Below are 23,163 nucleotides of genomic sequence, written 5' to 3'. Positions count from 1 at the left end.
GTTAGAAATTCAAAGCAGGGTTGCAAGGCTTTCACCTGACAACCCTTTTTTGCTAGGACGTGCTTATGTACTTATGGAAGTAATGCTAACTGCCGAATGACCAAGAAGCTGGCCAAACGGCGGTTTATAATTCCTAAACCCGATTTATAGTTACTAAACCCACTGCCGCACTTTTTGTCTGATTGACGCCTGTTTGCGATAAAGCAAGAGTAATAACAATAACAAACCTGTTAATGGTGAAAACGACCCAGATCCGCCGGAGCTTGATTCATTATTAGCGCTATCGGCTGCATCACCGCTGTTGCTGTTATTATCAGACTCACGATTGCCGCTATTACCGCCATCTGTATCGTTACCGGAATCACCTGAGTCACTATTATTATCACCGCCTGAATCATTACCAGTATTGGTATCGCTGGACTCGTTGCTGTCGTTATCAGACTCACCGGTATCGCCATTATTACTGTCGGAATCGTCATCATTATTCGCGTCGCCGGATCCATCGTTACCGTTATCAGACTCACCCGCACCGCCGTCATCACTATTGGAGTCATTGCTGCCGGAATCATCGTCATTATTGGCGTCGTCAGATCCGTCATTACCAGTATCGGACTCACTCGCATCGCCATCATCGCTATTTGGGTCGTCGCCACTGGAGTCATCGTCATTGTTGGTATCGTCGCTGCCGTTGTCGACTTCGTCATTCTCGGTTTCGTCAGTACCGTCATCATCTATACCTGTGTCAACATCATCATTAATGATGCTGACAATAGCAATATTGGCGGTGGTATTGTCGGCGAAATAACCGGATGATGGATTGCCAAGCACTACCGAAAAGAACTCGTCATTTTCGATAATTTCATCGCCTAAAACAGCCACCGTGAACGTGATTGTTCTTTCGTTGCTTTCCAGTCTTAAGATGCCCGACTGAGTGAAACCATCGACAAAATCTTCACGGTTGGCAGAGCCAATAATATTGTATTCAACCTCCAAAACATCGCCTGTATTTTCACGCGTGACGGTGAACTCAACATTGGTAAAACCGGAACCGCCTTCTGGAATGGAATCTATGGCAGCTTCAATAAATATTCTGCCTGAATCATTTCCTGCTGTGCTGTTCATTGGCGAGACCGCAAAAAACACATTGTCGCTACACATCACCCTAAAGCGCGCTTCACCTTGCCCAAGCGAAGGCAGTGTTACTGTCTCGTTGCCGTCGTTTTCGGTCTCAGTGGCAAGATCAATATCGAAGCTGTTGCCGCCATTACGCGATAAGCTGATGTCGACATTTCTGCAATTGATCGGTGGGATATCGGTTTGCGCAACCTGCCATCGAACCGTGACGGTTTCGCCGCTGTTAAAAGTAACGCCTGAAGGTTGCGTCACTCTGAAAGGACCAGCATCACTGGCGACGGTGAGTTTTACATCGTCTTGGCTCATGGTGTTGCTGGTGCGAGCGGTCACTCGAAAGTTAATGTCTCTGTTCGTCGTGGGCATAACTTCGCCCAGCGAGGAAGAAAGATCATCAGCCATAATTGCCGTTAATGCTGGGAACACTCTGGTCGTTGATGGCACTGGAGCAAACGATCGGAATAACGGTCCTCTGCCGTCATCTACCCAGGTGCTGGAATTACTGTTGGTTGCACTGCCAAGATCTAACTGATCCCAGGTGTAGGTAAGAGCAGACGCATTGCTGCCCGCCTCTGGCAGTGCCGTTAACATAAACGGTGTATTCGCTGGAATTGTGTAATCCGCACCGGCACTAAACAAAGGCGCGGGCGTGTCTAAGTTAATTGTCGATCCACAAGAAGCGCCCTGGCTTTGGGTTACATAATCGATAATTTGTTGCTGCGACCCGGCATGGAAAACATGGTCTGCTCTCCCTTGCAGTGAAGGTCCACAAATACCGGCGTAGCCCATCAAAGTTGATCCCGAATGCATTTCCCAAGCCGTACGACCCACACGCTGCAAACACGAGCTGGCATTAAAGCTGTGTAAGGCCCCAAACTGATGACCAATTTCGTGCGCCAGTATCGTAATAGCGTTGTATTGCCACACCGGACCAAATGTCGAAATGCCCGAGCGCCCAAACGCTTTTTGAGTGTCATTACACACCTGACCAACAGAAGCCGAACCGCCGCCGCCAAGCGAGAGTACGTGGCCGATGTCATAATTTTCAAGACCGACAACATCGTTCAGTATGGCAGTAACGTTACGCTCAGGTCGTCTTATATCGGTATAAGGATCTGTGTTGGGATTGGTAAAAACAACATCGTCATTATTGGCAACCAGCTCTAAACGGATACCCACATCTCGTTCGAAAATTTGGTTGAGCACATTAACCGACTGCACAATAAACGAAACGCTTTGTGCTTTGGTGCCGCCGAGGCGCTGCGACAATTCACCAGTCATCGACAACGCTAATCGATACACTCGTAACTGATCACCAAAAGTACGTGAACCCTCAGTTTTTTGAAAAGTTGGATTGAACGTGTCGAACGAACGAAGATTGTTGTTAACAGGCTGAGCGCTCTCTTCTATTGAGCAACTAAAATCATCGTTTTTCTGGGCGAATATATCGTTGGTGTAAAAGGTACGATAAAGACGATCGGAATTGGACGCTACAAATGTTTCGGCATCATCGGTAGCGGACTCAATAACAACAGCTCCATCTGCTGTGTGTAAATAACCGTAAAAGCCATTGGCTGAAAAACCGATACGTCCACTGATGCTTTCATCATTAACGCCGAAAACTTTATACGTTTTCAGCGAAGGAAATTTTTCTTCCATCGCTTGAGCCATTACAGAAGAACGAAATACTTCGAGCAATACGTATTCGCCATTCGGCATTGGGACATAGAAGTAAACACCCTGCAAAGCACCTTCGCGAGGCGCGGATTCTAATTGAGCGCGAAGCTGATGCGTATCTGCTTGTTGTGTTCGGTAGGGAGTTTCGTATTGTTGTTTAATTGCATTAATACTCACCGTATTTTTTGCAGTTATCTGCGCACTTTGAGTATCTGGATTAAACCAGAGACCATCTGGCGAATCTCCAAAGGAGGAAATAGAAAACACGGTAAGAGGTAAAACAAGGCAAGCTTTGAGTAATGCGTATCTCATACGTTCAATCCATAACTTTAAGATATTCGAGAAATAGTTCAACAATTTCAAAAGCTTACTTAGAGCAATAGACTAAGACAATGAACTTATAAACACCTTATTAAATATTTTGATTGAATAAGAAGTGCGTCCCATTTTTTATAATTTTTTAAAAACACCTGTTTTAAGTAATGAAATTTTAGCCACAACATGATAGCAACGGCTTTTTATTTGAACGTCTTTATAATTATTTTTCTGGCAACATTTTTGATTTTTAATATTAAAGAAAACGATAAATACAACAGCTTTGGCTTTAACTCATCGTAAAGGATCTAAAAACCTTTAATACTTGTATTTAATGACTGCAAGTACGCTGTAAAAAATTAAAATAACGGCTTAATTAATTTTGTTATTTGCGATTGAATGGCACAAAATTACGCTGCGAATCGACATTAATTAACACAGTAAATCGATTTTACTTAATACAAAAACTTCTTAATTTATATGAGTTTTGGCCTTGGTTTGAGTCTTTGCCAATAATTGGTCAATGGCTTGTAAAAGATGCAAATTATTTATGAGTTTCAAAAAGTAACAGCATTGAACAACAACACCTACTTAACGGCTGCAATTAATGACGTAATGTTCGGTTTAAATTGGCGATATTTGAAAAGGCACAAAACGATTTTTGACAAAAATTAATTTTGGTAAAACTAATTTTGTTAAAAAATAATCTCGCATAAATTTTTTCGTTCTCCAAAACAGATTGGCCTTATCAAGTCTTATTCGATCCGGAAAGTCACTACTAATAATCACTACTTAACAACCACTACTTAATAATCACAACTTAAAAGCCACTGCTTATATGGCGATTTATTTGAGGTTTTTCTGCAAAGGATTCATATGTCGCTAAAGCAATCAACACAGATAAAGAAAAGATGCCATCAGATTAATGGAGAAGAATCTGGGGAAATAACGAAGAGAAAAGAGAAGTTGAGATAACAGATACAAAAATGCCCAGATATAGAGTCTCAAATAAGACTTTATATCTGGGCAATCTGTCACTGCAAAATGTGGTAGCGGGGGCCGGATTTGAACCGACGACCTTCGGGTTATGAGCCCGACGAGCTACCAGGCTGCTCCACCCCGCATCAACGTCATAAAGAGTCTGTGTTAACTTTAGTACTTCTACGCTCATCCATATATTGAAGCCATGAATTATACGTATGAAATTACAACCAGACCTTTAAATATAAAATTTTGCACATCTAGCTTAACACTAGAAAAATGATTGGTAGCGGGGGCCGGATTTGAACCGACGACCTTCGGGTTATGAGCCCGACGAGCTACCAGGCTGCTCCACCCCGCATCAACGTCGAATTGATTAAGCGCTTGTTCCGCCTCATCAATTGAGGCTGCGCATTATAGGGATGCGAGTTGGGGTGGTCAACAGATTGTAATAAAAAAACGTTTATTTCTACATTTCTGTGTAATAGACAAACAATCAGGCCAGTTTTGCCTCAAAACTGTAATCTTTCTCACCGGCACTCATCAAAAATACCCGCGTACACAAAAATAACACGACGCCGTTAATCAAATGCCATAAGAAATGCGTTCCAATCGGCCAAACTGAACAGATCGCGTTATCAATAGTACGAAACCCTAATGAACACACAAACACGCCGGTTGTTAACAACAGCATCCAGCTGCCGTTTTGCGCGGTTACCTTATGGTAGATACCCATCGCGGTAATAAAGAGTAAAGGCGCGAGGTAAGACTCTGAACCATTGATCCCCAGCGACAGCCTACCCAACATCGCTCCCGCCAATAAGAAGCCAATAAGGGCAATGGCGACAAACACCAACGAAACCCGAGCCACATAGCGAAGATAGCCCCCCAGAAAAACCAGCTGGAACAGCGTAATTGGAATAACATCGGCCATCAGCGACCAACGATTCGCCAAGGTATGGAATGCGGTGCTGCCAAAGCCAATAGCAAGCAACAGACCTAACAGCGCAATCAGAATGATCCGCTCACCTGCCGCGAGGTATTGAAAACGGGCTTTCGACAACGGCAGCAGACAGAAAAAAGCGATGAGAAATGAGATATTGGTGAACGCATTAATAGGTTCAGCCAATATGCCTGCGTCAATTCGCTCGCAATAATGGTCAATCATTCTAGCTGCACTCCATTTTCTTACAGGAAACCTCCCGAAGCTTACCCTTTTATCTCAAAGGAACTCAACTTTGAATGATTGATATTTCAAAGACCTGTAAATTATTCCCAGAAATCAGCGCGCACTTTTTCATCCGTTATCTACAACTCGCCAGCACAGAACTGACCGACCAGTAATTCTGTGGAAGGTAGCGTATTCTTGGTAGAATAATTTTGGCAATGAGTATCGTGGTGTCGAATCCCCTTTTGCCTATATAGATCAAGCCAGCAATACCGTATCTCAAGCCTTATTGGCGCGATAAGTTTATTGCACAAAAATAATTCAATATACAGTGACAAAAATCCACAATACACAACACCATGACAACTGAGATCTTGTTGCTGTGCTCAAAACTTTCCCGAATATCCCTTGAGATCTCTCTTACCTTTTTTACCTCACTTACCTCACTTACCTTTCTTACCTTGCCCAGCATTTCACACATCTACGTCATTGACTGTAATTCACCGTTAGAACCCAGCCATAAACTTTTTGATGATGCGCAAATAACTCGATTAGAGAGCTTTAAGAAATTTCCCTTTTATCAGCCACATTCGCCGTCCAACAAAAGAAATCAAACAATCATTCGTGGGAGAAATGCAAACGGATACACCTTAATTTTTAAGTCGATAATCTTTAGGGATAAATAAGGGTACAGAGTAGATTCCCAATACCGTTATTTTGCTATGACATAATTTCGATATAAAAAGCCATCCAGTTATTAATGAAACACCGACCGAATCAGAGAAAAGTTTATTGAATAGCAGGGAAACGAGGACGTAAATACGGTAAATGAATGTCAAGAAAAGCGCTATTTCGTTTACTTGTCGTCAATATCATTTATCGAACATTGCTTTATTCGGCGTAACACTTTATACCAATAATTGCAAAGGGGATTTGCATCAGAAAAACAACACTACGATAGATAGTAAATCAACACGGTTAACGTCAACGGACGTAATTTAAAACTTCAGCAACTTAGGGAATTTCATGAAAAAAATACTGTTACCTGTGGTAATCATTCTAGCCATTGTTTTGATCCCGCCAGCAATAACGGGCTCGAAAGCAGAGAAAGAACTTAATTCACTGACCGATCTGATATCTTCCAATCCGGGTTATTCAGCAACTTGGGAAAACTACAATAAAGGATGGTTCAGCACTAACGCCACTTTAACAATCTCATTCGATACGGCCTATTTTGATCCCGAATCCTCTCAAGTTATCGACATACCACTAACGTTCAACGCCAAACACGGACTGTTCTTGTTTTCTGATACCCAAACACTGGGCTTGTTTTCATACGAACTGGGTTTACAAGAAGAACAATCAAGCACTTTAGAAGGAATCCTTGATTTCGACAAAAACCAAGCGTTTTACACATCAACCGGCGCGATGGATCTCACCGGTAATTTGACCTTAAACGATAAAATCTCAGCATTTTCTGTGTCAGAAGAAGGTAATGAGTTGAGCTTCTCAGGCTACACCGGCAGCGGCACTTACAGCTCAAGCCAAGTTCTTGATTACGAAGCCATCATCGGACAGTTTTCATTTTCTGGAAAAGAAGATGAAATCATCAAAGTCAGCGAGTCATCACTAAAAATGAGCGCCGACTACGGCCAATCGATTGCTAAAAACCTTGCCCCTTCTACAGCGTCTTTTAATACCGATGAAATCGTCATCGAAACCAACGACGGCAACGGCAAATTTAATGATCTTGCCGTACTTGCGGAGTTGGTCATAGCTGATGATAAAAAAAGTTTTGACATGAATTTTGACATTTCACTTGCCAATGGAGTGACTGGGGAAGAAAACTTTGAAGACTTAAAGTTTGTGTTCGGCTACGACAATATCACAACGGCTTTTTACGAAGCTTATTTAGGTGCACTGGAAAACGTAGACAGTTTCGAAGATCCGGCTCAACTGTTTACGCCTGAGGTTTTAGACGAAGCACTGTCGAAAGGCATGGGTATATCGGCAGATCAACTCTCAGTTACCTTACCGAAGGGAAAAATGTCGTCTTCATTTAACTTCTCCATTCCACCGCAATCGAATCTTACCGGTGAAACCGTTTTACAAAATCCTCTCCTTCTAACACAAGCAGTCTTGGTAAACGTTAACATCAGCATGGACCAACCGTTAGCCGCTCAAATAGCAAGATCTCAAATGGAGCAAACCATCAACCAACAATTAGAACTTCAACGCGCCGCTGGCCAAGAAGTAACGTTAACCGATGCAGAGCTAGACCAGTTGATTGATCAAAGTGTAGATACAACGTTAGCAACCTTGATTCAACAAGGTTTTCTCATCGAAAATAATAACTTGTACGAGTCGGTGATGTCTTTCCAAAACGGCCAAGCCACAATTAATGGTGTTGAAATTCCATTAGAGGCACTTCTGCAAGGCGCTTTGTAATCGCCATCAAGTATTCTTCTACCTTTACCGGTAAATTCTAGGTGCCTATTTCGGGCACCTATTTTCCAGATATCTATTTTTCGAGCACCTATTTTTTCAGGCACCTGTTTCGAACATCTATTTTATGCGGCCATCCGTTATAAACAGATACATCAGGCTCTATATCTTACCCCTCTCCCTCTCTTCAAATCTCCCACAACCTTCTTTCTTCATCCAATTTCTTAAGCTTTGCTATTAAAAGCAAGCACAATCGTAGAGCAACCAAAAAGCAATATGACATTTACCTGTGCACAACAAATACTATGAAAAGTATAAACATAAACAAGCGTATTAAAAATAATTGGTAAAAAGAGCCTTGTTACCATAGGCAGAAGACTTAAAGGGAAATCAGACTACTTTAATTCTTAATAATTTAGAAATTATTACGCTCGTATCCGCAGACTTTTGTTATCCACCCAATAATCGTTTTTAGCTAAATTAACAAATCTAAATATCTGGTAGTTTTTGCAGTGTGTTCATACATGCTTTGTAAGGTAGGAAATAAATATCATCCATATAGAAACTCCTACCAACGAATCATTCATCACACATCAAAACAATCAGTTATAAAAAAATAGAACCACTAAAAAATTATCGTCTTGACAGATAAGAAACGAAAAACAACGAACCTATTTTTTTACTAAAACAATTAACCCGCGAAAAAATCAAAGATATTTGAGTAAATTTTATAAAAAACGTGGACATTGGACCGCTGATTACGTTAATTTGAGAAAATAACCGTAGAAATTCAATCTCCAGAGTTATACGATTTAAAAATTCACAACATCTTTAATCGGCTTACCTTTCGATAGAAGTCGATAAATCGACCTTACTGCATTAATTATAAAAAATACAAAGTTGTAGAATTTTATTTAATACAAAAAACTATAAAAATAACAGCACACTTTTATTTTATTAAAAATAAAAAACCAGTTATTGCTTAATACTGTTTAGAGAATTGAGAAATCCATTCTCTCGGTACCGTTGTGCCTCAAAAACCATAAGGAGAAAAGCCATGCTTGACAAATACTATTACTCTATAAAAACAAATAAAAAACCCTGCACGATAACTAATTTTAAACGCAACCTTATTGCCGTTGCACTGCTTTCATTTAATACAAGTGTATTGGCAATCGGGGAAGGTCCTAATCATACTCACATCGAACAATCACAAATAGAAAGTGGCGAGCTATCAACAGCCGAAATTGTTAAACACGGACAATTGAAATTCACCACAGATTTCAATCGCTTCGACGGCCACGGCGATCCTGAGCGTCCAGGAGTCAATGGCGTGGGTGTCAGCACCGGATTTAATAGAATCAGCGGCACGGATTCAGTAGCTTGTACTGCGTGTCACAGTAAACCTTTTGTAGGTGGCGCAAGTGATAACGCAGCCAATATTTTTCCCGGATTTAATCGCCCAGATAACATCGATTCTCCGTCTTTTGAAGGTTTAAACGTTAAAAACAGTCAGAGTGTATTTGGCGGTGGTGCAAAACAACGTATCGCAGAAGAAATGAATGCTGAGCTTGCCGCTATTGCTAATGAAGCTATCGAATTTGCCAGCGATCTTGGTGATTCATTTACGCTGCCACTGGTTGCCAAAGGGATTTCGTTTGGTGAAATTACCGCATTAGCAGACGGCACATTAGATACTTCTGGCGTTGAAGGCGTTTCCACAGATTTAGTGATTCGACCATTTAACGTTGTCGGTGCCGAACCGAATTTACGCAGTTTTGTCGTCGGTGCAATGGAGCAACACTTTGGTATCGAAGCAGAAGAACGTTTCGGCTTGGATGGCGATGGTGACGGTGTTGAACGTGAGCTAACCGTTGGCGATGTAACCGCGACTGCATTGTTCCAAGCAGCACTTCCAATTCCAACACAAGTGATTCCGAAAAAGAATCGAGAAGTACGTAGAGCGATTTTTGCCGGAGAAAAAACATTTAATAAAATCGGTTGTGCAAGCTGCCACACCCCCGAAATGAAAATTGACGATCCAGTCTTTCAGCAAACCGCACCAGGAACCGATTTTGTGACCACACTCGATCTAACCCGAGACAGCTTTGTTCCTCGCTTAAGACGTAATCGCGACGGCAGCGCTACCGCTAAAATTTATTCGGATTTAAAACGTCACGATATGGGAGCTGAATTAGCAGAACCCTTGTTACAGGTCGATCGTGCTAGCACCAGCCATTTCGTAACCAGCCAGTTGTGGGGAGTTGCAAGTACCGGTCCTTGGTTGCACGACGGTAGAGCTACGACGTTAACCGACGCAATTTTACTGCACGGTGGTGAAGCGGACGCGTCAAGCACCGCCTTCGAGTCATTGAGTGAATATGAGCAAGCGGAAGTTATCGAATTCTTGAAAAGTCTTCAAATTGTCATTCGAGACCCACGCTTAATTATTCCCAATCTACCACTGGGACAATACTAAAATTGGGACAGTACTAAAATCGGGATAATACTAAATCCCCCTCCCTTATAAATTAGACACAAAAAAGCCGACAACAAGTCGGCTTTTTTATAATGCGTTTTACGCTTTGGTGACTAATGCCATCAGCAAACCTTTCTCAATCCATAAAGTCGCTTTTAAGCCATTAATGACCACTTCTTTGGGTGTTTCCCCATTATCAACATTGGGAAATTCGCCAAACAATTGCTTATCGTAACCAACCTGATAAAACGTATACAGCTGTTCACCCTGTTGATATCGAAGCTGTGCAGCACTGTCGCCTTTGATAGAACAATAACGACCTCCAATAAGTTGATCGTCGTTTAAATCCCACTGATTATTCAGGTGACTTGATTGAGAAGGTACAAAATCCAATTGAACAAAAAAGTTTTGCGCTTGTGAAATAGAGTCAGCGTCGGTTTCCAAGGGTTTTAAGTTCATATGGTTTTCGATAACTTCATGAGCAACCGTTTGAACGTAATCAACTTTGTTACCTGAGTAGGTGTACCAAGTCATAGCCACAATAAGCAGTGTGACAACCACAAAGTTCGGGCGCCAGCGACGCCAAATATTTTCTTCCATTGTGTTATCCGCCATTTTGGAGGGCGTGAGGTCTCGTTGCATCATCGACAATTTTTCAAGCTGCTCTGGGTTCAGAGATTCACTTTCAGTGCATTTAACCACAGCTTCTTTCAGCGAAATAATTTTATCAGCATCATTAATTTGACTCATACTAACGACCCTCCTGCACGCCAAGCCCAGAATTATCTTCTGAAAATTTCTGACAATACTTTCGCAATCTATGCAACCGGGATAAAAAAGTGCCTCGAGCTAACCCCAACAATTCACACGCCTCATCGGTGCTATAACCTAAAACGGCCCAGTGGTAGAGAATATCTCGATCTTCAGCCGACAATTGTTCCCATATTTTTTTTAGTACACCCTGATTTATGGTGATGGCTTCAATGTCAACCGATGAAATGTCGTAGGAAGCCTGTTCTTCAAACAGCTCACTTTGCCATTTTTGCTGGTGCCGATACTGATCGATAAATTGGTTGCGTATGATGGTTCTTAAATACGACGTTTGATTTGAAATTTTTTTACCGCGACGTTTTTCGTTTAAAAGCTTTTCTAAAGACGTTTGCAAAATATCGTAGGCATCATCAGTATTTTGGCAAAGTACCACAGCATATTGATAAAAATCTTGCAGTTCTTGTGAACTAAAAACGGGAGTGTTGTCGACTGTATTATTCATAGATTAGCAGTTGTACAAGAAAACACAGACATAACTTGAAAATTTTCTCGGAATAGATTGGCTGACAAATACACCAGTTTTTCAGTTGACGTAATTGCACCAGAACCAATGAGTCGATTGATGTCTTTACAACTCGCTATACCATTGGGTAACGCTTTGCTGAATTCGGGATTAGATTTTTGAAAATTATACGACACCACCAATTGGGGATGATGGCGGCAAATCATTCCCTGGGCCTCGAAATCAAAGTGTTGAAAATCAATCGTAAGTTCTTCTGTCGTTGCATGGCCTGGGTAGTAATAACGGTCAATAATTGCGTACTCTAATTCAGCAATTTCGGCTATTTTCAACCAATTAAATTCTTGGCCTTTGGGGCTGTTCACCTGTGCTTTTAGAAAACCGGGAAACTCCGCGCCAAAAACATTAATGTCCCACCAACTGGAAGGAAAAACATTCGCATACACCTGGCTGAGGGCTGAAAATATGCGCTCACCCAATAACGCTTGCACCGTAGGAAAGTTATTGCGCAATACCATTAGCGCGGAAACGCGTCGATTGACTCTATAAGGGGAAAGCCGCCCATTTAATTGGGTATTTTTGTCATCATCTGATGGATTTGCTTTCACGGCATCGACAAATCGAGATAACGACTGTTCATAGTTCATAGCGTAGCCAGTAGCGTTTTAGACAGGTTCTAATTCAGAAGAATTTTCCAACTGCTGTACTTTATATTGATTAAGAATTCCTTCGGCAATTATACGCTCACGATCCAGCTCTTCAAATTCCGGCAAATTGTTGTCACGCTCAATAAGGACAGATCGAGGGCCATAACGGGCACAGTATTTTTGAAAAACCGACCAAATTTCATCGGGAATCGGCGCCGAATGTGTATCAACCAACCATTCGGAATCTTGGGAATAGCCTGCTAAGTGAATTTCGTGAATATGTTCGGCAGGGAGTTGATCAACAAAATCATCAAGATTAATTCCTAAATTACGCTGATTAACGTATGCATTGGTCAGATCTAACAACAATCCGCAACCGGTACGCCGGCACAATTGAGAGAGAAATTCGGATTCAGTGAACACGCTTTCAGGGTACTCAATATAACGAGATAAATTTTCGATCAATATCGGTCTGCCGATAAATTCCTGAACTTGCGATATTCTACTGGCAAAGTGATTCAATGATTCTTCGGTGTAAGGGACCGGTAATAAATCGTGAAAAACTTCGCCATTATGCGCAGTAAAACACGCATGCTCTGACACCAATCTAGGGTTTATTTCTTCGGTCAGTTGTTTTAAACGTTTTAGGTACGGCAAGTTTAACGGTTCTGTACCACCGAGATTCAAACTCACGCCGTGAAAACTCAACGGATAATTTTCCGCAACCTTCATGAGTAATTGCTGGTTTAAACCACCATTTATATAGTTGCAAATATGAATTTCCAACCAATCGATTTTTGGTTTTTCAGCAAGAATTTTATAGATATGAGGCGTACGCAGGCCTAAGCCTGCGCCGAGATACTCGTAATCGAAGTGATTGTAGGACTTCGATACTGAATCATTCATAGTCAATCCTGATTATTTAGCAGGCTTAACTTGGTATACTTTACCACCAGCAAGTTTTTCACAAGTACCTTCAGGAACGTATACCCACTCATTTTCTGAAGCTTCTTCTTTACCAAGACCAGCACAGCTGTGAGAGCCGTCAAGAGCACCACAGTCATTTTGACCAGCTTTGGCAATACCAGTACATTTTTCCCAAGCTTCAGGCGCGTCAGGAACTGCAAATGCGCTGGAAGAAGCCGCGGCTACACTGATCAAAGCAGCAGATAAAATAGTTTTGTTCGCCATTTTTATTTCCTTTTACTCAAGGTTGTTTAGGGGATTTAACAGTAAGACGTAATAGACGGTATTTTGATTGCAATACTTTTAGGAATTCCAGGCTTGGAAGCATTGTTGTGAACTACGTCACAATATAAAACTGAATACAGATCGATTATTCAACACTCTTAGATCAGGAAAACAGCAAACCCGTGTAATCTGTTATCACCTGAATCTGGCTAACTATAATGGTCGTAATCTGTGATTAACAAACACTCAGTTAAACACCAGTAATAATGAATAATCATTACAAATCTTGAGAGTCTTTTTAAATTAAAGTGAACGACGATGACGATAAGAAGGCAGCGCTATCAGCCGCCTTCACTAGAATTCAGTAGGAAAATTGAACAGATTGTAAGAAGAATAAAAGAAGCTTAAAGAAAAAATTAGCTAACCAATAAGTGTTATCCGTGACTCAATAGGCAGCGATTTAGATTTTATCGAAACTAGCAATGTTTCTAGTTTATGAAATCAGCCTGAATTAAACACCACCAACAGGAACTTTCATTGCTGCGTTAAAACCTTGAGACTTTAGCTGAGATCCTGAAATCACCGTGTAATCAGCACCCTGTTGGGAGCGAGAATTTCTGTTGTGTGCGTATTCTTTAGCTTTTACACGATCTTTATTTCTGTACACTAAATGATGGTATCGGTGATTAATAACATACCAAAACTCAGGATCAAATCCGCCTATCTGTTCCACTATATAAATCCTCAAATTAGTTAAACAAGTTCGACAAATTATTTATATCTGTTATTTTTTAAAATGCCTATCCAATGAAGAGAAGCTAATGCACTCCATCAGTTGACGACAAGCTTAGCATCAAATTTTACACGCACTACAAAATTGTCAATTTTATTGTGATTTTTAAGACGCACTTCTAAGTTAAATTGTTATCACTTTCACATATTCGTATTCGCCAGATTACTAAATACCCAACTCGATTACACAGCCATTTTTCTTTTTAGAATAATAAAAATTTTTTTATATTCTCATCGAAAATTTAGCAGCCATTATTTCAAGCGTAGGAAGATACAAATACTGAATGTGCAGTGACACGAAAAAATATATGGACACGAATACCCCAAAATAGGCACATCAAAAAGAAGGGAATGGAATGGAGCTTAACTATTAAGTGAAGGACTGAAACACTATGACAGGAAAGGTTTTAAATTGTCATAGCAGACTAGTATCCATACTGACAGCTATGACATTTATAAATAAAAGCAAACTTCAATATTAATTTTTAAAATTTGCAGGAATCAAGAATCGTTGTGCTTGTAATTCTTAAATTTTATTAGAATTCTAAAAACGGACTAAAAACTGGTTGGCAATCCAGACAACCATTGACGTCGCGTATCAATCATAGATTTAAAACTTTGCAACATACCAATATCTACAAATTCTGAGTCAATGCTGTACAGCTCAAGTCGACGCTGTAAATTAGTAATTTCTGCTTCAACTCTAACTTTCGCTAACCCAGACAATTGTCGATCTACATTTGAAGGTGGTTGCTTAGGGTGTTTCATATTAAGGATTCTCGTTTATTGGAAATTATAGTGTTAGTTATTATGAAAAAATTACCCGAATAATTAGGTAACTTTTCCTACTATTAATAGCCCGAAATTATGTCCTACTGCATCAAACACTTTATTTAAAATAATAAAAAGCGTTTCCAACAACATATCCTTGTAAATAATTTTCAGCTAAAAGTGCTGCTAATACCGGTATTAATACGGAATGTAAAAATACCTACTCGAATGAATAAACGTATTAGGAAATATCACTGTGTTAGCGAAACAAACATGAAAAATTAATCACAAAAATCTGTGACAGATTTAGCATTTCGCTCCGGACTCAGTGGATAAACCAATTTTTTAAGCTTCGAATGAGAGATGTACTGAAAACAGTGAATTTACATTCAACTGTGGTTAGTAAATTAAACCTATCGTTTTCAATCGTCAACTGCTAATTCAAAATTTAATGTTAAATGATGAAACAATGCTCGATATGATCTAATTGAATACATAAAAATTCGCCAAGCAATTAATCATTTACATTGAGCCGGATCAAATTAACTTTTAAAAAGGGCAAAACGACTGCATCAATACCAGTAAAAAGCCCTAATTCACTTTAGGCCACCATAATATTAGCAACCAGTTTGCAACAGACGAGGAATATTGGAAATTACACTGCATTACATAAAGAGAATTTATTTGGCTGAAAATAATTAACATAAAATCATTTTTGAGCAAATAAAATAGGCACATACAGAAAAACGATTTAACGCCAAGTTAAACAGTCAGCTTTTTCGATTAATTTTGATGTAGATTATTTTATTAACAGGTTAATGTGATTTTCCATATAAAATTAAATTAACCGTTTAACTGAACCACTTAGTTAAGGAAACTCTGATTAACACTAAAATCACTCAGACCGGTGAATTTTTTCAGATTAAAAATATGCTTTTATAGATCTAACCGGTTAAATCAAAAACACAACATAGAGAACTCTTAGCAGCACAAGCAAAATTCATTGAGTGAAGTCATTGAGAGATAGAAGTTTGTTAAGCCATTAACTTAACAAAAGAAAAGATACATTTTAAAAGATATAAAGGGCCTTTAATATCGAGGCCCTTTTGGGGAGACCGAGTTCGAGGATGTGGAGTTTATTATGGTTTAACAAGTATAAGCTGAAAAGCTCAAAAAATTACTCGGGTGAAATACCACGCCATTGATTTAGAGTTTCATCCCACGCGTGTCCAGTATCACCAATAACAAAAAAGAACGGGTTTAAGATATTGTCTTTTGTGTTGTATTTCAGCGTCTCAAACTCAGTCGTCATAACACGGCCGCCAGCTGCCTCAACAACCGCTTGTGCCGCTGCCGTATCCCACTCAGAGGTCAACGCCAAACGCGGATACAAATCCGCCTTTCCTTCAGCAATTAAGCACAGTTTTAAGGAACTGCCCATGCTTTTAGTCGTTACATTTCCGAACGCTTGAGTTAAGGCGTCAATCATGTCTTCAACTTCTTGGGCACCGTGGCGACGGCTTGCGACCACTTCAATCGGCAATCCCTGATCTACACGCGAATCCAGCGTTCTAATTTGAATGAACGATTCTTTACCTTGCTCTATCTTCCAAGCACCAAGACCTGCGACACCAACATAGGTAATATCAAGGACAGGAACATGAACAACACCCAAAATAGGCAGTCCGTTCTCTACCAAAGCGACATTGACGGTATATTCACCATTGCGATTAATAAATTCTTTCGTCCCATCCAAAGGATCAATGATCCAATAACGAGACCATTGGCTTCGTTGTTGGTAATCCGGTAACTCAGACTCCTCTGACAATATCGGAGTTCGCTCAACCAGAGACTCCAATCCCGCAATAAGCACTCGATGAGCCGCCAAATCAGCCTCTGTAACCGGAGAATCGTCAGACTTGGATTCGACGTCAAAACCACTTTCTCGGTGGTATACCTCTAAAATTGCTGCTCCAGCCTCTTTACAGATGCTCACAACTTGATCAGCCAGCAGTTTATTCATGTTTAACTCACAGAATATTTGGAATAATTGGGTAGATACTTTACCATTTTCGCGCTTGATTTTGACTATAAACGCGTTTGTCAGCGCACTCAAAAGTTGGGAGGCCCCATGCAAAATCTGATTGATTGGAACGCCATAGATACCGTTCTATTGGATATGGACGGAACCCTTTTAGATTTGCACTTCGATAATTATTTCTGGCTCACTCATCTTCCTCAAAAATACGCACAAGCGCGTGGAATTCCTCAAGAGCAAGCGACAGAAGAAGTGTTATCACAAGTTAAGTCTCATGAAGGTACTTTAAACTGGTATTGCTTGGATTTTTGGTCGGCGGCGTTGAAGCTCAATGTGGGTGAATTAAAGCGCGAGGTACAGCACAAAATTCAAATACGTCCTTATGTCGAGGGCTTTTTGAAAACACTGCAAGCAAAAAATAAAAAACTCGTGTTGATTACCAACGCTCACGAAGACAGCCTTAATCTAAAAATGGAAGTTACACAAATCGATCGTTGGTTAGACGTTGTAATTTCTTCGCATCAATTTCGCTACCCCAAAGAAAATCAATTGTTCTGGGAAACGCTTTCTGAGGTTGAACCGTTCGATCCGCACAGAACGCTGTTTATTGACGATACTGTTCGAATTCTAAAAGCAGCACAAATATACGGAATTAAACACCTTCTTTGTATTCATCAGCCCGACAGTCAACAGTCACGATTTGTCGATGAATTTCCAGCTATTCATCATTTCGATGAAATCATGCCATAACGTTGATTTGTAATCGGTGAACAATATATTAATGTCTGATTTAAATATTTTATGTATTAAAGATGGAAAACCTGGTCACGAAAAACAAACTCAGGCATTAATCGAAGGTATTAACCATTATCGTTCGGTTAATACGATAAACATCGCCCCGTTAAAAAACCTCGACTCGTTAAAAGCTTTTGTGTTTCGCACGTGGCCGACGGCTCTTTCTGACTCTGAATTTATTCCCGATATTATTATTGGCACAGGTCACAGTACACACTTATCCATTCTGGCTGCAAAAAAATCGTTTGATGCAAAAGCGGTGGTGATCATGAACCCATCTCTTCCCGCCAAGTTATTCGACGGTGTTATCACACCAAGCCATGACGGGTTCGCACCGGGTAAAAATCGTTTAACTACCCCGCTCGCACTAGCGCCATTAGTTGAGAGTAACCCGAATCAGGAGTTAGGATTATTCTTGATCGGGGGAATAAATAAACATTTCCATTGGAATACCTCAGTATTAATTGATCATATTCATTCGATAACAACACAACACCCCAAACGTCATTGGCAGCTGACGACATCACGCCGCACCCCGGTTGATACGTTAAATAAACTGAAAGCGTTACAAAAAAAGATTGAAAACGAAGGCACTGGTAATTTAACAGTATTTGATGTCAATGATTTAAGCCAGAACTGGCTGATTGAAACCATGGCAAAAGCCAGCTCAATTTGGGTTACGGTCGATTCTGCATCCATGCTGGCCGAATCAATGAATACACAAGCAACTATCGGAATAATAGATTTAGAAGAAAAAAAACCGAATAATAAATTGGCAATTTCAAGGGACAATTTAATCAAAAAAGAGTTGGCAGGTGTTATAAGCCAGGAGCGATATATTGCTCCACCAGAAAACAGCAAACCTCTCAACAGCCAAATGGAAACCGCAGAAAAACTGTTATCCTTATTAAACCTCTAAAATACGAAGCGAAGCAGTAAATATTTTTGATTTACTCAAAAATAACGCCTCATAAATAAGGAATTAAGTAGAAATTATTGTTAGAAAGGATTCTGAGATTGAGCATAAAAGCGGCTGTTTAAAGCCAGTAAATGCAGTTTTTAATTCCGCACTAACTTCTTAAACGCTGGCTTTTACCAACAGATTCTTCGGGAAATTCAGCCGGTGAATAATCGGAAAAATTCACCCAAAAATGGTACGAACGACGAAGACTGCGGTATAACTTAACTAAGCGATAGCCTACATTCACCATCAAACCGCCTTCAGTTTTACCATCGGTCTTAGCAATACTGGATTGCACATGGTTTTCAAAAATAATATGAGGTTCGACGGTAAACGAATGTAATCCCCAAAGAAAAAAGCTGTCATAGAATTTATCGATCGGCATGCTGATAACAGCACCTTTATCCAACACTTTTTTCATACCCGAGCGATTGAGCACATAACCTTGTGTGCCCAATGAACCTCTTAGCGGTCTCACTAAATCACAATGCTGCGATAGCGACTGCACTACTTTTCTCTTTCGTATTTTTAACGCCATTAACCGAACGAATTCCGCTTTGACACCCAATGAGACCACTTCTTTTAACACATCACCGAAATTGGATTCCAAAACAACATCGTCTTCTAATATACAGACGTGATCATGGCCTTCATCGTAGGCTTTTTTAATGACTCGATAATGAGATAGATAACAGCCGATTTCGGTATTGGTCAGTGGGAAGCGACGATTTAACAAGGAACGTGTTTGAGACAGCCTTTCGCCTTTAACCAATGCAGGTGTACCGGCTCGGCCATCAACGGCATAGAATTCGTCAACGGAAAGAGTGTGTGATTTTATCGATTGGACTAAACGCTGAACAACTGAAGATTCTGGATTTAGAGTAATTACGACAAGTTTCACGATGTTAGTCCGATCTAGTATCTGCTTTTCGTTATAAAATCTAACACTAAAAACTAGGATATAAAATAACTTTCTGTCGAAACCATGCGCTGGAGCGCGTTAACACACAAATAGATAGTAAAATAGCGATATACAGGAGTTTAGGGGGTTAGCCAAGTAGCTCTTGGTAAAAAGACAATGTCTGATTGGCAACCAATTCAGGGGCTAATTCAGACAGATCGGGTTCAGAGACTGTCCGCCCCTTTAACCAAGTTAGGGCCTGATCAAGAGTTTCTGATGACAGAGGGCGCTCGTAAAGGAATACCCATTCATCACCAAACAATTTGTTGAGACTCACCAATGATCCCAATGCCGGTGCAATGATGGGGACACCAAAAGACAATGCCAAAATAGCCGTGCCTGAATTTAGGATATCTGTGTAGGGTAATATGACGGCATCAGCAGCAGCAAAATAGGCAGCAACGTCTTCATCGGCAATATGTTCAAAAACGGTGTGACATTGGGGGTCATGCTTTAGGGAATCAAAGGTTGAATTATCAACATGATATCCCCCCGTACTGCCAGCAATCATCAAATGCAGATTCGGATTACTGAGTGTATTTTTTGCCGCAAGTAAATCACTTAAGCCTTTGTGTGCACGAATCTTACCGAACATTAGTAGCAGGCAATCACTGTCTTGCAAACCTAGCTTCTGCCGATCAGTAGCGACCGCTTTAGCTTTATCGCAGTCACCATCATTCACCAACGGGTAGTAAGACTGATAGTGTGCGTGGGGAATGATACGAAAAGCGATATCTTCGAATTCAGGGTATAAGATGAGAAACTCGTTACGACTACTCTCAGTAAGAAAGATTAAACCGTCAATATTATCAATAAATCGACGCATCAACAGGTCGCTTAGTGACGGAAAATAAGCCTGATGCGGCTTAAGGTTATGAACCGTCCAAACAACTTTTCCACCTGATTTCTGTACTTTTTTGATGGCTTTTTGGAGACGTAAAAATCGCCATATAATTCGCCACCAACGCTTATTGCGCAGAATCATATCCGGCCAATGGATATGGAAAATAGCTTCGTCGCCAACCAGCATTTTGCGTGGATGGAATTCATTAACCGTTACGCCATCAGGCATCGCTCCGTATAAAATTTGGTTATACGGATTATTCTTGCAGTTTTTCTCTTTAGGCCAAGCTAGCACCTTAACGGTGTTTTTTGTGTTCAAGTGCTCTTCTTCTATACCCATCGTTTAACTGCTAATCAGTGGTCGTACGCACTGATTGTTTTGTGTCGCATACCTGAATGATCATTATCAACGGAATCCAATACAAAAACCACACATAACTTGGACGAATCAACGGTTGTTGTGCTTCAACAAGCGCAGTCCCCATACCACTCAACCACCATACGAGTAAGAACATCACAATAGGGTTAGCTATGTGCCGATATGCGTTAAGTAAACCTGTAATTATTTGCGATATTAAAAGACAGACAACAACGATCCCGCCAAAACGCATGGCATCGATAATAAAACTGTGTGCTTGACCGAAAGTGGTGCCATCAGCAACCAAACTGACTCGATAGTTTAACCCAGCACCGAAAAACCATTGGGAACCCAGTTCCTCTAAAGCCACGCTCCAGATCTCACCGCGAATAAAAAAGGAATATTGTCTTGAAAAGGTGTTTGTGCCAAACGCCAACCACAGCCCAATGGCAAGTAAAAGAGCAAATGCAATTAGCACCCACAACTTATTGCCTCTTTTTAGTGCAGAAAAAATAACAACAAAAACTGAGCACAGAATAACCGCTAAAGGGACTTTACTCTGCGCCAGTAACACACAAGCAACCAAGGGAACAACACTAACCGCCGCAAGCCATTTGTACATTTTGCTAGCGTTAAAAAATACAAATAAATTCGCTAAAAAGGCGGCGGTATAAAACGCAGCAACCCGATTGGTATCGCCGCCCCAAATTAACCCCTTAAAACGAGGAAACTTATTGGGTAATACTGAGTGATGCGTTATTAAATAATCAGCCAAGCTGGCAACGGCACTTACACCGCCAACAAAAGCCATCACATAAACCCAAGTGATAGGAAATTCAGGGTTCCTATCCAGTAACATTCGAACGGCCAAAAAAAGTAAAAGCAATAAAAGCACAAGCTTGAAAAAGAACACTGGTTCTCGATAAGCAGTTGCGATATTGGGATCAGCCCAAAAGCTTGATATCGCCAAATAAACAGGTGCCGATAAAAAAATAAATAACAGCTTTAAATTGACTTTGCTCGGCCGTATAACCGGCAGCAGTGCAAACATGGGTATGACAACTAAACTGTAATAGCTTGATTGGATACCGGAATTGCTTGGAAAGACCAAAAAACCAACGGTAATGCAGTAAAACCCAAGCAGTAACGCACCGAACCAAAAATCAATCCAGTGATTTTTAAAACTTTTACTCTGATAAAAACTAGCGACAGACACCTTTACGCAATCTCATTAAAAAATTCTAAGTAACGATCAATGACGATTTTCTCACTGTATTTCGTCTGATATTCTTTGGTGCCGTTGGCAATTAATGATTCAGCGAGTTGATTATCTTCCAATACTGTTTTCATATGCTGACTCATCACATCCACATCATCGATTTCGCACAACAAACCAGTTTCTCCGTGCGAAATCAATTCACTTGGTCCTTCAGACTTTGCCGACACCATCGGGCAACCGTTGTACCAAGCTTCCAATAAAATACTGCCAAGACCTTCGCTGCGCGATGAGCACACAAATAAATCCGCCGCTTTTAACAGTGAATTAACGTCCGTGCGCCAACCTAAAAAACGAACTCGGTCTAATATTCCAAGGCTTTCAGCTTGGGTAGTTAAATTCTCGCGTTCAGGCCCCTCTCCGGCAATCCACAAGGTGCCAGTAGCCAATTTTGCAAATGCAGGTAACAAGGTATCGAACGCTTTATTCACGTGAAGACGACCCAACCCGAGGATAATGGGTTGATCTGGTGGTGTTGAAAAACTGCTTCGGTCGATAGCCTCACAGTCAGATTCATCCACAAAATTAGGAATGTGAACAATATTTTTAGCAGGCATTCCGCCGCGAATTAAATGATCGCAAATACCCTTGGTAATGCCCACCCAATGATCACAATGGCGATAGTATTTATAGTCGTAGTAGTGCCCCAAACGACCAACAAGTTTGTAACGCTGGCTCGCCGGAGTCAGCTGTGTTGCCCGGTTCATAAATGTAATAACAACACTGGGGTCAAACTTTTTGAGTGCTTTTTGATAACGCAAATGATCTAAGAAATGCAATTTGCCACCGAATCGAAAAAACTCGGTATTCACATTGTACTTACTAAATTCAGCTTCTCTGAGTTCGTTTTTTCGAGTGAACACTCTGACATCGGCAGCATCACGCTGATGCAATCGGCAAGAAAATCGTGTGTAGAAAGTTTCAGCACCGCCCACATTGGCTCCGGCTAAAACTGACGCAATTTTTAAGTCATTCGGCATATCTATTCTCTAACTCTGTACACTCACTAATCACGATGACAGCAACCGGCTTTTTGATTTTTT

18 protein-coding genes and 2 tRNA genes are annotated in these 23,163 nt (G+C 40.7%); 4 read left to right on the top strand and 16 right to left on the bottom strand.

Annotated features, from left to right (window positions below):
• Positions 1–153: 153 nt before the first annotated feature.
• The 4 genes from LU361_RS09310 to LU361_RS09295 form a co-directional block, all read right to left on the bottom strand.
• Positions 154–3,120, bottom strand: a complete 2,967-nt coding sequence (locus LU361_RS09310) for a reprolysin-like metallopeptidase (protein ID WP_233088574.1) — start codon at positions 3,118–3,120, stop codon at positions 154–156.
• A 1,050-nt stretch (positions 3,121–4,170) separates the two neighbouring features.
• Positions 4,171–4,247 (bottom strand) — tRNA-Met (locus tag LU361_RS09305).
• Between the two features lie 141 nt (positions 4,248–4,388).
• Positions 4,389–4,465 (bottom strand) — tRNA-Met (locus LU361_RS09300).
• Positions 4,466–4,600: 135 nt separating this feature from the next.
• Entirely contained in the window at positions 4,601–5,272 is a 672-nt protein-coding gene (locus tag LU361_RS09295; RefSeq protein WP_233088573.1) for a hypothetical protein, read from the bottom strand.
• Between the two features lie 1,026 nt (positions 5,273–6,298).
• On the opposite strand from LU361_RS09295, the gene LU361_RS09290 reads away from it, so the two are divergent.
• Positions 6,299–7,720: a YdgA family protein gene (locus LU361_RS09290; RefSeq protein ID WP_233088572.1), complete on the top strand. Its 1,422-nt coding sequence runs from the start codon at positions 6,299–6,301 to the stop codon at positions 7,718–7,720.
• A gap of 1,054 nt (positions 7,721–8,774) precedes the next feature.
• Entirely contained in the window at positions 8,775–10,196 is a 1,422-nt protein-coding gene (locus LU361_RS09285; protein ID WP_233088571.1) for a di-heme oxidoredictase family protein, read from the top strand.
• Positions 10,197–10,295: 99 nt separating this feature from the next.
• On the opposite strand, the gene LU361_RS09280 is transcribed toward LU361_RS09285, so the two are convergent.
• The 8 genes from LU361_RS09280 to cysQ all read right to left on the bottom strand — a co-directional run bounded on the left by LU361_RS09280 (position 10,296) and on the right by cysQ (position 16,911).
• Positions 10,296–10,946, bottom strand: coding sequence for a hypothetical protein (locus LU361_RS09280; RefSeq protein ID WP_233088570.1), 651 nt, complete (start codon positions 10,944–10,946; stop codon positions 10,296–10,298).
• Position 10,947: 1 nt separating this feature from the next.
• Complete coding sequence (locus tag LU361_RS09275; protein ID WP_233088569.1) at positions 10,948–11,469, bottom strand: RNA polymerase sigma factor; 522 nt, start codon at positions 11,467–11,469, stop codon at positions 10,948–10,950.
• Positions 11,466–12,134, bottom strand: a complete 669-nt coding sequence (locus tag LU361_RS09270) for an HvfC/BufC family peptide modification chaperone (protein WP_233088568.1) — start codon at positions 12,132–12,134, stop codon at positions 11,466–11,468. Before LU361_RS09270 ends, LU361_RS09275 begins: the two co-directional genes overlap by 4 nt.
• 18 nt (positions 12,135–12,152) lie before the next feature.
• Positions 12,153–13,040 (bottom strand): MNIO family bufferin maturase, encoded by an 888-nt coding sequence (bufB, locus tag LU361_RS09265; protein WP_233088567.1) that lies wholly within the window; start codon positions 13,038–13,040, stop codon positions 12,153–12,155.
• Between the two features lie 12 nt (positions 13,041–13,052).
• Positions 13,053–13,325, bottom strand: coding sequence for a BufA1 family periplasmic bufferin-type metallophore (locus LU361_RS09260; protein WP_233088566.1), 273 nt, complete (start codon positions 13,323–13,325; stop codon positions 13,053–13,055).
• Between the two features lie 511 nt (positions 13,326–13,836).
• Positions 13,837–14,058, bottom strand: coding sequence for a hypothetical protein (locus tag LU361_RS09255; RefSeq protein WP_233088565.1), 222 nt, complete (start codon positions 14,056–14,058; stop codon positions 13,837–13,839).
• A 614-nt stretch (positions 14,059–14,672) separates the two neighbouring features.
• Complete coding sequence (locus LU361_RS09250) at positions 14,673–14,885, bottom strand: hypothetical protein (RefSeq protein ID WP_233088564.1); 213 nt, start codon at positions 14,883–14,885, stop codon at positions 14,673–14,675.
• Positions 14,886–16,065: 1,180 nt separating this feature from the next.
• Positions 16,066–16,911, bottom strand: a complete 846-nt coding sequence (cysQ, locus tag LU361_RS09245) for a 3'(2'),5'-bisphosphate nucleotidase CysQ (RefSeq protein WP_233088563.1) — start codon at positions 16,909–16,911, stop codon at positions 16,066–16,068.
• A 117-nt stretch (positions 16,912–17,028) separates the two neighbouring features.
• Here cysQ and yrfG point away from each other — a divergent pair, with 117 nt between their 5' ends.
• Complete coding sequence (gene yrfG, locus LU361_RS09240; protein WP_233089520.1) at positions 17,029–17,676, top strand: GMP/IMP nucleotidase; 648 nt, start codon at positions 17,029–17,031, stop codon at positions 17,674–17,676.
• Between the two features lie 31 nt (positions 17,677–17,707).
• On the top strand, positions 17,708–18,640 hold the full coding sequence (locus LU361_RS09235) for an ELM1/GtrOC1 family putative glycosyltransferase (RefSeq protein WP_233088562.1): 933 nt from the start codon (positions 17,708–17,710) through the stop codon (positions 18,638–18,640).
• Between the two features lie 151 nt (positions 18,641–18,791).
• Here the strand turns inward: LU361_RS09235 and LU361_RS09230 are convergent, their stop codons facing one another.
• From LU361_RS09230 to LU361_RS09215, 4 genes are all read right to left on the bottom strand, one after another.
• A complete protein-coding gene (locus tag LU361_RS09230) occupies positions 18,792–19,583 on the bottom strand; it encodes a glycosyltransferase family 25 protein (RefSeq protein WP_233088561.1) in 792 nt (263 codons plus the stop codon).
• Positions 19,584–19,731: 148 nt separating this feature from the next.
• Complete coding sequence (locus tag LU361_RS09225; protein WP_233088560.1) at positions 19,732–20,826, bottom strand: glycosyltransferase; 1,095 nt, start codon at positions 20,824–20,826, stop codon at positions 19,732–19,734.
• A 10-nt stretch (positions 20,827–20,836) separates the two neighbouring features.
• Positions 20,837–22,060, bottom strand: coding sequence for an O-antigen ligase family protein (locus LU361_RS09220; RefSeq protein WP_233088559.1), 1,224 nt, complete (start codon positions 22,058–22,060; stop codon positions 20,837–20,839).
• Between the two features lie 2 nt (positions 22,061–22,062).
• On the bottom strand, positions 22,063–23,100 hold the full coding sequence (locus LU361_RS09215; RefSeq protein WP_233088558.1) for a glycosyltransferase: 1,038 nt from the start codon (positions 23,098–23,100) through the stop codon (positions 22,063–22,065).
• Positions 23,101–23,163: the final 63 nt, after the last annotated feature.

Origin of the sequence: Sessilibacter corallicola (assembly GCF_021290925.1) — a bacterium.
Taxonomy (GTDB): domain Bacteria; phylum Pseudomonadota; class Gammaproteobacteria; order Pseudomonadales; family Cellvibrionaceae; genus Sessilibacter; species Sessilibacter corallicola.
The sequence above is the reverse complement of the archived record's forward strand: the minus strand, read 5'-3'. Positions and strand labels throughout refer to the sequence as shown.